9 protein-coding genes are annotated in these 11,923 nt (G+C 66.4%); 3 read left to right on the top strand and 6 right to left on the bottom strand.

The window, feature by feature from the left end; all coding sequences use genetic code 11:
* Positions 1 to 71: 71 nt before the first annotated feature.
* Complete coding sequence (locus IC40_RS0110215; protein ID WP_042509975.1) at positions 72 to 1,538, top strand: catalase; 1,467 nt, start codon at positions 72 to 74, stop codon at positions 1,536 to 1,538.
* A 79-nt stretch (positions 1,539 to 1,617) separates the two neighbouring features.
* On the opposite strand, the gene IC40_RS0110210 is transcribed toward IC40_RS0110215, so the two are convergent.
* The 4 genes from IC40_RS0110210 to araB all read right to left on the bottom strand — a co-directional run bounded on the left by IC40_RS0110210 (position 1,618) and on the right by araB (position 7,330).
* A complete protein-coding gene (locus tag IC40_RS0110210; RefSeq protein ID WP_030134612.1) occupies positions 1,618 to 3,363 on the bottom strand; it encodes a GMC oxidoreductase in 1,746 nt (581 codons plus the stop codon).
* A gap of 72 nt (positions 3,364 to 3,435) precedes the next feature.
* Positions 3,436 to 4,965: an L-arabinose isomerase gene (gene araA / locus IC40_RS0110205; RefSeq protein ID WP_042509976.1), complete on the bottom strand. Its 1,530-nt coding sequence runs from the start codon at positions 4,963 to 4,965 to the stop codon at positions 3,436 to 3,438.
* Positions 4,965 to 5,648: an L-ribulose-5-phosphate 4-epimerase gene (locus IC40_RS0110200; RefSeq protein WP_030134610.1), complete on the bottom strand. Its 684-nt coding sequence runs from the start codon at positions 5,646 to 5,648 to the stop codon at positions 4,965 to 4,967. The genes araA and IC40_RS0110200 overlap by 1 nt, the downstream gene beginning before the upstream one ends.
* A complete protein-coding gene (gene araB, locus IC40_RS0110195; RefSeq protein WP_030134609.1) occupies positions 5,645 to 7,330 on the bottom strand; it encodes a ribulokinase in 1,686 nt (561 codons plus the stop codon). The genes IC40_RS0110200 and araB overlap by 4 nt, the downstream gene beginning before the upstream one ends.
* Positions 7,331 to 7,638: 308 nt before the next feature.
* Here araB and IC40_RS0110190 point away from each other — a divergent pair, with 308 nt between their 5' ends.
* Positions 7,639 to 8,634, top strand: a complete 996-nt coding sequence (locus tag IC40_RS0110190) for a LacI family DNA-binding transcriptional regulator (RefSeq protein ID WP_030134608.1) — start codon at positions 7,639 to 7,641, stop codon at positions 8,632 to 8,634.
* A complete protein-coding gene (locus tag IC40_RS0110185) occupies positions 8,631 to 9,536 on the top strand; it encodes an aldose 1-epimerase family protein (RefSeq protein WP_030134607.1) in 906 nt (301 codons plus the stop codon). The genes IC40_RS0110190 and IC40_RS0110185 overlap by 4 nt, the downstream gene beginning before the upstream one ends.
* Position 9,537: 1 nt before the next feature.
* On the opposite strand, the gene IC40_RS0110180 is transcribed toward IC40_RS0110185, so the two are convergent.
* Positions 9,538 to 10,713, bottom strand: coding sequence for a galactokinase (locus IC40_RS0110180; protein WP_030134606.1), 1,176 nt, complete (start codon positions 10,711 to 10,713; stop codon positions 9,538 to 9,540).
* A 61-nt stretch (positions 10,714 to 10,774) separates the two neighbouring features.
* Positions 10,775 to 11,923 (bottom strand): galactose-1-phosphate uridylyltransferase, encoded by a 1,149-nt coding sequence (gene galT, locus IC40_RS0110175; protein WP_081843382.1) that lies wholly within the window; start codon positions 11,921 to 11,923, stop codon positions 10,775 to 10,777.

Genomic DNA, 11,923 nt, shown 5'->3' with positions numbered 1-11,923 from the left:
TATTCGGGCACCGACCCGGATGTGGTGTCAATACCCTGCGGGCGGGGTACCCGCCCCGGACGCCTGTAGCCATGCGCGAGAGGAACACCCCGGTGACCGACACCCAGCCCAAACCCACCACCACCGATGCCGGAATCCCCGTACCCAGCGACGAGCATTCCCTGACCATCGGTCCGAACGGACCGATCCTGCTCCAGGACCACTACCTCATCGAGCAGATGGCCAACTTCAACCGCGAACGCATCCCGGAGCGCCAACCCCATGCCAAGGGCGGTGGCGCGTTCGGCCACTTCGAGGTCACCAACGATGTCAGCGCCTACACCAAGGCCGCGTTTCTGCAACCCGGGGTGAAGACCGAGACGCTGGCCCGGTTCTCGACCGTCGCGGGCGAGCGCGGCAGCCCGGACACCTGGCGCGACCCGCGCGGGTTCGCCGTGAAGTTCTATACCCAAGACGGCAACTTCGACATGGTCGGCAACAACACACCGGTGTTCTTCATCCGCGATCCACTCAAGTTCCAGCACTTCATCCGGTCCCAGAAGCGGCGCGCCGCCAACAACCTGCGCGACCACGACATGCAGTGGGACTTCTGGACCTTGTCACCGGAATCCGCGCATCAGGTGACCTGGTTGATGGGTGACCGCGGTATCCCGCGCACCTGGCGGCACATGAACGGGTACTCCAGCCACACCTACAGCTGGATCAACGCCGATGGCGAGATCTTCTGGGTCAAATACCATTTCAAGTCCGATCAGGGCATCGAGTTCTACACCCAGGACGAGGGCGACGAGATGGCCGGTAAGGACGGCGACGCCCACCAGCGCGACCTGTTCGATGCGATCGAACGCGGCGAGTTCCCCAGCTGGACACTCAAGATGCAGATCATGCCGTTCGAGGACGCCAAGGACTATCGGTTCAACCCGTTCGACCTGACCAAGGTGTGGCCACACTCCGACTATCCCCTGATCGACGTCGGCAGGTTGACCCTGAACCGCAACGTCACCGACTACCACACGGAGATGGAGCAAGCGGCCTTCGAACCCAACAATGCGGTGCCCGGCACCGGATTGAGTCCGGACAAGATGCTGCTCGCGCGGGACTTCGCCTATGCCGATGCCCACCGGCACCGGCTCGGGGTGAACTACAAGCAGATCCCGGTGAACTCGCCGAAGACCGAGGTGCACAGCTACTCCAAGGACGGCGCGATGCGGGTCACCAACGTCACCGACCCGGTGTATGCGCCGAACTCCTACGGCGGTCCGGCAGCCGATCCGGCCCGCACGGCCGAACCGCTCTGGCATGCCGACGGCGATATGGTGCGGGCGGCGTACAGCCTGCACGCCGAGGACGACGACTGGGGTCAGGCCGGGACGCTCGTGCGCGATGTGCTCGATGACGCGGCGCGCGATCGGCTGGTGACCAATATCGCCGGGCATCTGTCCGACGGGGTGTCCGAGCCGGTGCTGCAACGCGCGTTCGAATATTGGCGCAATGTCGACAAGGACCTGGGCGACCGCGTCGAGGCGGCAGTCAAGTAGCCGCCCACCCACCGCGACGGTGCGCTCAGATCGAGAAACCCGCAAGGATCTCGATCTGCGCGCACCGTCGTGCGTGGTGCTAAGCCGAAGGTGACAGCTTCGACACCGGTTCGATGGGCAGTCGCCGCAGCCCGGCGGGTGCCTCGACCGGGACGACGGGCTTGACCGGCTCGATGGGGTCCAGTCGCTGGTAGGGCTCACCCTGGGCAGGCCGCAGGTCGTCCTCGCCCTTGTTGGGCCACAACGCCGCGGCCCGCTCGGCCTGGGCGGTGATCGACAACGACGGGTTGACCCCGAGGTTTGCCGAGATCGCCGCACCGTCGGTGACGTAGAGCGTCGGATAGTTGTACACCCGATGGTAGGGGTCGATGACGCCATGCTCGGGGCTGTCGCCGATGGCCGCGCCGCCGAGGAAGTGCGCGGTCAGCGGAATGTTGAACAGTTCGCCCCAGGTGCCGCCGGCAACGCCGTCGATCTTCTCGGCGATCCGTCGGGTCACCTCGTTACCCGCGGGAATCCAGGTCGGGTTGGGCAGACCGTGGCCCTGCTTGCTGTCGAGCATGCGGTAGCCGAACCAGGTCTTGCGGCTGAACGTGGTGATCGAATTGTCCAGATGCTGCATGACCAGCGCGATCATCGTGCGCTCACTCCACTTGCGCGGGTTGAGCAGGCGCAGCGTGCCGCGCCGGTCGTTTCGCGCGGTTTCGAGCAGCTGCTTCCATCGCGGCACGTCGGTGCCCTCCGGCCCGGTGCCATCGGTCATCAGCGTCTGCAGCAGACCCATCGCATTCGAGCCCTTGCCGTACCGGCAGGGTTCGACGTGTGTGTCGGCGGTCGGGTGGATCGACGAGGTGATCGCCACCCCATGGGTGAGGTTGAGATCCTCACCGACGGTGAGCCGCCCGGCACCGACGATGGACTCGGAGTTGGTACGGGTCAGCACGCCGAGCCGGTCGGACAGGCGGGGCAGTTTCCCCTTGTCGCGCATCCGGAACAGCAGCTTCTGGGTGCCGTATGTGCCGGCCGCGAGGATGAGGTGGTTGGCGGTGAAGGTCTTCTTCCGCCGGCGCAGCTTGCCCCCGGTGCGCACGGTGTGCACCTCCCAGACGCCGTCGGGACGCTGCGAGAACTCCCGCACCGAGGTGAGGGGATGCACCTGCGCGCCGGCCCGCTCGGCCAACCCGAGATAGTTCTTGAGCAGGGTGTTCTTGGCGCCGTGCCGGCAACCTGTCATGCACTCGCCGCACTCGATGCAACCGGTGCGGGCTGGGCCGACCCCGCCGAAGTACGGGTCGGGCACGGTCTTTCCGGGTGTCTTCTCACCGTTCTCACCGAAGAACACTCCGACCGGGGTTGGCACGAAGGTGTCCCCGACGCCCATGTCCTCGGCGACCTCCTTCATGATCCGGTCGGCGTCGGTGAAGGTGGGGTTGGTGACCACGCCGAGCATGCGCTTGGCCTGGTCGTAGTGCGGCATCAACTCCGACTGCCAGTCGGTGATGTCCTTCCACTGCGGGTCGTTGAAGAACGGCGCCGGCGGCACATAGAGCGTGTTGGCATAGTTCAGCGATCCACCGCCGACACCCGCGCCGGCCAGGATCATGACGTTGCGCAGCAGGTGGATGCGCTGGATGCCGTACATGCCGAACTGCGGCGCCCAAAGGAATTTGCGCAGGTTCCACGAGGTCTTGGCGAAGTCCTCGTCGGCGAATCGTCGGCCGGCTTCGAGTACCCCGACCCGATAGCCCTTTTCGGTGAGGCGCAGCGCGCTGACGCTGCCGCCGAATCCCGAACCGATGATCAAGACGTCATAGTCAGGCTTCATCCGACCATTATGGGCCTACCGACGGGTAACTAGCTAGACAGGGACGCCTAACTTGTAAAGAGATCGTGGATGTCAGATTCCGTCCGCCAAATGGTGGTACACCGCGTTCCACCGGAGTTCGCGCTGGAAGGCGTACGCCTCGGTATCGGCATCGATGCTGACCAGCTCGGTCCCGAGAATCGTCGCAAGGTCCCGCAATGCCGGCCGCGGGAGCGCGGTGGACAACACGGTGTGGTGGGGGCCGCCGGCCATCAGCCACGCCTCCGTGGAAGTCGACCAGGACGGCTCGGGTTCCCAGACCGCGCAGGCGACCGGCAGGCTCCGCAACGGTGTGGGCGGTTCGATGACGTGCACATCGTTGGCCACCAGCCGGAACCGGCCGCCCAGATCGCAGATTCCCAGTACGACGGCCTCGCCGGGAGCCGCGGTGAACCGGAGCCGGACCGGGTCTTCGCGTCCACCGATCGCCAACGGATGCGCCTCCACCGTCGGGGTGCCTGCGGCGATGCTGGGGCACACCTCGAGCATGTGGGCTCCCAGGATCGTCTCCGCTCCGGGGGTCAGGTCGTAGGTGTAGTCCTCCATGAACGACGTGCCGCCGGGCAGACCATGGCACAACGTCTTGACGGCGCGCACCATGGCGGCGGTCTTCCAGTCCCCTTCGGCGCCGAACCCGTAGCCGTCGGCCATCAACCGCTGGACCGCAATACCCGGCAGCTGACGTAACCCGCCGAGGTCCTCGAAGTTGGTGGTGAACGCACCGAAATGCCCGTCGTCGAGGAACTGGCGCAGCCCGATCTCGATGCGCGCGGCCTCCCGCAGACTGTCGTGCCTGTCCCGCCCGCGGAGCAGGTCATCCGCGACACGGTAGAGGTCCTGGTACTCCTGCACGAGTTTGTCGATGTCGGGGTCGGGCACCGCGTCGACCGAGGCCACCAGATCGTTGATCGAGTAGGAGTTGACCGAGACGCCGAACTTGGATTCGGCCTCCACCTTGTCACCCTCGGTCACGGCGACATCGCGCATGTTGTCACCGAACCTGGCCAGTCGCAGACCCCGCAGATCCGCCGCGGCCAGGGCCGCCCTCGCCCAGGAACCGATCCGGCCCGTCGTGTCCGGATCGGTGACATGTCCCGCGATGGTCGCCCTTGAGACAGACAGCCGCGTCTGGATATAGCCGAACTCGCGATCCCCGTGTGCCGCCTGGTTCAGGTTCATGAAATCCATATCGATGGTTTCCCAGGGGATTTCGACGCCGGACTGGGTGTGGAAGTGCAAGAGCGGACGGCGCAGCGCGTTGAGGCCGCGGATCCACATCTTCGCGGGTGAGAAGGTGTGCATCCAGGCGATGACACCGGCACACTGTTCGTCCGCGCTGGCCTCACTGAGCAGGCGGTAGATCGAATCGCCGGTGGTGACAACGGGTTTCCATACCACCGGAACCGGCATGTCCGAAGAACCATCGAGACGCTCGGCGATCGCGCGAGACTGCTCGGCGACCTGGTCCAGAATCTCCTGACCGTACAGTGACTGACTCCCGGTGACGAACCAGATCTCCCGCACGCTGGCGGGCGCGATCGGTGTCGTGGTGCTGTATGCCATCAGGCTTTCCTCTGTCCGTAGATGTTCTGGTAACGGTCGAAGAGACCGTCCACCACGGCCGCCGGCAGCGACTGTGGGGTGCCGAGCTGGCGGCTGATGAAGGTGGTGCGGGCGACATCCTCGAGCATGACCGCGGCCTTGACCGCCGAGCGGGCATCGGCACCAACGGTGAACGGCCCGTGGTTACGCATGAGCACTGCCGCGGATCTGCTGTCACGCAACGTTTCCACGATGCCGCGGCCGATCGAGTCGTCGCCGATGGCGGCAAAGGGCCCGACCGGTATCTCCCCGCCGAATTCGTCGGCGATCATGGTCAGCACACACGGGATGGGCTCCCCAACCGCCGCCCATGCGGTGGCGTAGGTCGAGTGGGTGTGCACCACTCCGCCGATCTCGGGCATGTGCCGGTATACGTAAGCATGTGCGGCGGTGTCCGAGGACGGCGCCAGGTCACCGTCGATCAGGTCACCGTCCAGCGAGCAGACCACCATGTGCTCGGGTCGCATCGCGTCATAGGAGACCCCGGAAGGCTTGATTATCAGCAGATCCCGGCCGGGAACCCTGGCGGAGATGTTGCCTGCCGTCCAGATCACCAAGCCGTAGCGGGTCAGTTCCGCATGCAGTTCGCACACGTGGCGGCGCAGGTCGGTGATGGCCTGCTCGACATCGGACAAGACGGTCACTGCTCGCTACCCACCTTCTCGTGTTCGGCGTCCCGTGCCACGCGCAGCGAACGCAATCTGCGCATCAGGGTGTTGCCCCGGCCGAACCAGTCGTGCAGCGCCACATACTCGGCATACAGCTCGTCGTAGCGGGCCGCGTTGCGTGGGATCGGCAGATATGCCTCGGCTTTGCGGCCACCCATCCGCGCCGATGCGGTCGGCACGTCGGGATAGGCGCCCGCGGCGGTGGCGGCGTGGATGGCCGCACCGAGCGCGGGGGCCTGCGACGAGGTGACCACCGACAGCGGTAGTCCGGTGACATCGGCATAGATCTGCATCAGCACGCGGTTCTTGACCAGACCACCGGCCACCACCAGCTCGTCCACCGGAAGCCCGGCGCGCGTGAAGGTCTCGATGATCATCCGGGTGCCGAAGGCGGTGGCCTCCAGAAGTGCGCGGTACTGGTCGACGCAGGTGGTGTCCAAGGTCTGCCCGACGATGACGCCGGACAGCTGATGGTCGACGAGCACCGACCGGTTGCCGCTGTGCCAGTCCAACGCAACGAGACCGTGCTGGCCGACCATCTGCTCGCCCGCCTTCTCGGAGAGATGGTCGTGAACCGACATGCCGCGCTGTGCCGCCGCGTCCACGAATTCGGCAGGGACACAATTCTTGACGAACCACGCGAAGATGTCGCCCACACCGGACTGCCCGGCTTCATAGCCCCACAGTCCGGCGGTGATCCCGCCGTCGACGACACCACACATGCCCGGAACGTCCTGCACCGCCCGGCCATTCATGACGTGACAGGTCGAGGTTCCCATGATCGCGACGAGCCGTCCCGGCTCGGCGGCATCGGCCGCGGCGACCGTCACGTGCGCATCGATATTGCCGACCGCCACCGCGGTGCCGACCGGCAGTCCTGTCCAGGCCGCGGCCTGCGCGGTCAGTCCGCCCGCCGCGGCACCGAGCACGGCGACGGGTTGATCCACCTTGTCGGCGACGAAATCCGCGAAATCCGGATTCAGCGCGGTGAGGAAATCCCGTGACGGGTACGCGCCGTCCTGACGGATGGCTTTGTAACCCGCGGTGCTGACATTGCGCACATAGCTCCCGGTGAGCTGCCAGACGATCCAGTCCGCGCCTTCCACCCAGTGCTCGATGCCGGCGTAGACGCTCGGGTCCTCTTCCAGGATCTCCAGCGCCTTGGCGAATTCCCATTCGCTGGAGATGAACCCGCCGTACCTCGGCAGCCAGGACTCACCGCGGACCGCGGCGAGGGTGTTGATGCGATCGGCCTGTGGTTGTGCGGCATGATGCCGCCACAACTTCGCGTATGCGTGCGGCCGGTCGGCGTACTCCGGCAGCTGACACAACGGGGTGCCATCCCGGCGTGCGGGAACCATGGTGCACGCCGTGAAATCGGTGCCGACGCCGATGACGTCGGCGGGATCGATACCTGCGCGGGCCACCGCCTCGGGTACCGCATAGCGCAGCACGTCGACGTAGTCCTCGGGAACCTGCAACGCATAGTCCGGTGGCAGCCGCACACCGATGTCGCCGGGCAGTTCCTCGGTGAGCACACCGTGCCGATAGACGTGTTCGGCAGAGGCGAGTTCTGACCCGTCGGCGATACGCACCACCAGGGCGCGTCCGGACAGTGTTCCGAAGTCGATTCCGACCGCGTACTTCTGCACGCTCATCCGCGCTCCCTACCGGCCCGATATCCGTTTGTGCTCCACATCACAACGCGAATGTTAACGTGAACATATGAAAAGGGTCAATGGGCGGCCCGGCTTCTTCAGGATCTGCAAATGGCCGTCGCCACGTTCAGAGAAGCGTTAAGGTGATCGTTAACATTGGCGATCGGGCCATACCGATCTCGACCGACGACGACCCGGGAACGGACGGCACCAGGTGCACAGCTCCACGATTTGCCCACCACGGCCGATGCCGACCACCTGCGTGTCCGAGGTCGGTTGAGCCGATGAGTCGCGGCAATAATGGGGCGATGACCCGCAAGCCCGTGATGTCCGACGTCGCCAGGCTTGCCGGGGTCTCGCACCAGACGGTCTCGCGGGTGATCAACGGCGCCAGCAGTATCCGGCCCGAAACCAGGGCGCGTGTGGAGCACGCCATCGCCCAGCTCGGTTACCGGCCCAACAGTGTGGCACGGGCATTGGTCACCAACAGGTCCGGCATCATCGGCATCATCGGGTCGAGCACCGGTCAGTACGGTCCGTCGAGCATCCAACGATCGGTCGAGGAATCGGCGCGGGCGGCGGGCTTCTTCTCCAGCTCGGTGACGCTGGCGGCGGTGACCCGACAGGAGATCCGGGGTGCCCTCGATCATCTCTCGCGATTGGCGGTCGAGGCAATCGTGATGATCGCCGCTCAGCAGGACGCGCTGAACGTCGTCTATGCCGAGGATTTCGGCGTACCGGTCATCATCGTGGAGGGTGACCTCAGCGGTTCGGGGATGTCCGTCGGCGTCGACCAGGTGGGTGCCGCACGGGTTGCCACGCAGCACCTGATCGACCTCGGGCACACCGATATCGCGCATGTCAGCGGACCCGACGGATGGCCGGAGGCACACGCCCGCACCCGCGGTTACCTCGATGCCATGCTGGCCGCGCGGCTGTCGCCACGACCGGAACTCAAGGGCGATTGGAGCGCCGCCCGCGGCTACCAGCTGGGCCGCCAGATCGCCGAGAATCGTTCCATCACCGCGGTTTTCGCCGCGAATGACCACACCGCGATCGGGGTGCTGCACGCATTGGCAGAAGCCGGCCGCCGGGTACCCGAGGATGTCAGCGTGATCGGCTTCGATGATATTCCAGAGGCCCCCTATCTCATCCCGGCACTGACCACCATCCGCCAGGATTTCGCCGCTGTCGGACACCAGGCCATCGCGATGGTGCAGGCCCGCCTTGCCGGCACGGAATGCTCGATCGACCTGCTGCCGTCGGATCTGATCGTGCGGGACAGCACCAGCGCACTCCGATGAAAGCGCACGGGGACCAGTACTCACTCAACGCAGACTCGGCACGGGCGGTCATCACCGCGGTCGGCGCCGGGATCCGGCAGTTGTCGGTGGACGGTATCGACCTGACCCCGGGTTATCGCGCCGATGTCGTGCGACCGTACTATGCCGGCGCGGTGTTGATGCCGTGGCCGAACCGGGTCCGCGACGGTCGCTGGTCTCTGGACGGGGAACCGCAGCGCCTCGACATCACCGAACCCGAGCACGGTAACGCGCTGCACGGGTTGCTGTGTTTCACCGCCTATCAACCCGTCGCACAGACCGATTCCTCGATCACCCTGGCGGCGACGGTTTTTCCGCAGCATGGGTATCCCTTCACCCTGGCGACCACCGTCCGGTACACACTGGTCGGCGATGGCCTGCAGGTGACCCATTCGGTCACCAACACCGGATCCCGACCCGCGCCGGTCGCCATCGGTGCACACCCATTCCTGTGCATCGGCGATGTCCCGGCAGCCGATCTCACCCTGACGGTCCGCGCCGACACCCATATCGACGTCGACGACCGCCTCAACCCGGTCGGGTCCGGTCCAGTCAGCGACGGGAACTGGGATCTACGCGCCGGACGACGGGTCGCCGATCTGGACCTCGACGATTCGTGGACCGACCTGCATATCGTCGACGGCGGGAGCACCCACACCCTGCGGGCCCCGGACGGTCGGACGGTATCACTCTGGGCCGACGAACAATTCGGGTATGTCCACGTGTTCACCACCCGCCGCTACCCGACAGCCGACGGCCTCGGCACCGCGGTGGCCATCGAACCCATGACCGCACCCGCCGACGCCCTCAACAGTGGTCGAGGACTGCGGTGGGTGGCACCGTCGACGACATGGTCGGCGTCCTGGTCCATCACCTTCGGTTGAGTCAGCACACCCGCCTGGCGGCACCGCTCGGCGTGGCATGCAGGAAATCGGGCTCCGGCAGGCCGGCGTCGTGGGCCGCACGTCGCACCGACTCCATGGTGAGGCCGATATGGTCGAGCCGCACCAGCGCCAGCACCGATCCGCCGAAGCCGCCACCGATCATCCGCGCGCCGAGCGCACCGGCTGCCAGCGCGGCGGCCACCGCGCAGTCCAATTCCACGGAGCTGACCACCAGGTCGTCGCGCAGGGACGCATGCGAGGCGGTCAGGTGTGACCCGATGGCCGCGAGTTCCCCGGCGCGTAGCAGCGCTGCCACCGCGTCGACGCGACGGATCTCGGTCAACACGTGTCGCAGCGCGCCGGTGAGCATCGGGTCGTCGACGGCCGCGCGGCGGAGTACCTCGTCGATATCGGTGCCCTCGGAGACCGCCGCGCAACCGATACCGGACCACACGCGTTCCACCGTGGACCGGCGCAGCGCATACCCGCCGTCGACAAGCCGGTGCGGAGCGTTGGTGTTGATCACCAGCAGGGCCAACCCCGCCGCCGCGAGATCCAGCGAGAGGTACTCGACGGCGAAACTGCTGCAGTCCAACAGCATCACCTGACCCTGGCGCGCGCGTAACGCGACAGACTGATCCATCCCGCCGGTGGCCGCACCCGCGACGATGTTCTCGGCGGTGACGCAATCCCTGGCCAGCGTGCGGCGTCCGGCATCATCGGTGGCGGCCCCGAACAGCTCTGCGATCGCGAGTGCGACGGCCGATTCCAGTGCCGCCGAGCTGGACAACCCGGCGCCCTCGGGCACCGACGAGTGGACCGCGATGTCCAAGCCCGGCATGCGGGCGATGGTGTCGTGATAGGTCATCGCCCATGGCACCCCGGCCACATAGGCGGGCCAGCCGTTCGGGTGGCCCGGCTCGACCTCGCTGGCCGCCCCCTCCCACACGTCCTCGTAGGCGGTGGACGCCACCCGCAACCGGTCGTGACTGTGCACCCGCACCGCAACCGCGGTCGCGTACGGCAGCGCAAAGGGCATCGTCTTCGCCCCGGTGTAGTCGATGTGTTCGCCGATCAGGTTGGCTCGCCCGGGGGCGATCCACACGCCGTCCGGAACGGTTCCGAAGCGCTCACCGAAGAGGTCTGCCGCACGCTCGCCGAGATGCTCCGGTGCCACGGTTTTCACCCTCGTCGCCAATGCTCTGGTCGACGTCCTCATCACCGGTATGCCCACCGTGTCATCCGAGGGCACGCAACCGATCGGCGATCAGTTCCGGTGTGGTGTCGTTGACCCAGGCGCCCATCGCCGATTCCGAACCGGCGAGGTACTTCATCCGGCCGGGCGCACGCATCAGGGAGAACAGCTGCAGGTGCAGGCGCCCGAACGGGCGATCGGCACCCAGTGGCGCCTGATGCCAAGCCGCGATGTAAGGGATCGAGCTCACGCCGTCGAAGAACCGTTCCAGCCGACCCAGCAGCTGCAGATAGACCGTGGCCAACTCATCGCGTTCGGACACCGATAACGCCGCGAAGTCCGGGACGTGGCGGTGGGGCATGAGATGGATCTCGACGGGCCAGCGCGCGGCGGCGGGCACGAAGGCCGTCCAGTGCTCACCGGTCACCAGAATGCGCCGCCCGCTGCGGAGTTCGGCATCGAGGATGTCGACGAACAGGTTGCCACCGGTCTCGGTGGCGTGCCGACGGGCCTGTGCGATGAGCGCGGTGGTGCGTGCGGGCAGAAAGGGATAGGCATAGATCTGACCGTGCGGGTGGGTCAACGTCACGCCGATCTCACGACCCCGATTCTCGAAGCAGAACACCTGCGCGACATCGGATGACGACGACAATTCGGCGGTCCGATCCGACCAGGCCTCGATCACGGTGCGCGCGCGGCGCCAACCCAGGTCGACGAACGAGGCGTGCGGGTCGCTGGTGAAGCACACCACCTCACAGCTGCCCGCTGCGCGCGCCTGGGGCCACAGCGACTCGCCGTCTACCTCGGTCGGTATCGCGGCGGCACGCGGCGACAACGCGGGGAACCGGTTCTCGAACACCACGACGTCATAGTCGGCAGCCGGGATCTCGGTGGCCGGGGCACCGGGTCTGGTAGGTGCCAGCGGGGAGGAACCCGGCTCGGGCAGGAACGTCCGGTCCATGCGCTGGGCGGCGATCGTCACCCACTCACCGGTGAGCACGTCGAAACGCAGATGTGCCTGCGGTTGAGCCGGTTCCAGATCACGGGTGTCGGTCAGACCGCCGGTTCGCCGGATGCGTCCGTCGGCATCGACCTCGTCGAAGTAGATGAGTTGCCTGCCGTCGGCGAGCTTGGTGACGGTCTTGCGCACCGCATGCCCACCGGCGGTGAGCTGGGCGGTATCGGCCAGCAT

The organism is Mycolicibacterium neoaurum ATCC 25795 (assembly GCF_000691525.1).
Taxonomy (GTDB): Bacteria; Actinomycetota; Actinomycetes; order Mycobacteriales; family Mycobacteriaceae; genus Mycobacterium; species Mycobacterium neoaurum.
This window is presented reverse-complemented; position numbering and strand designations above follow the sequence as displayed.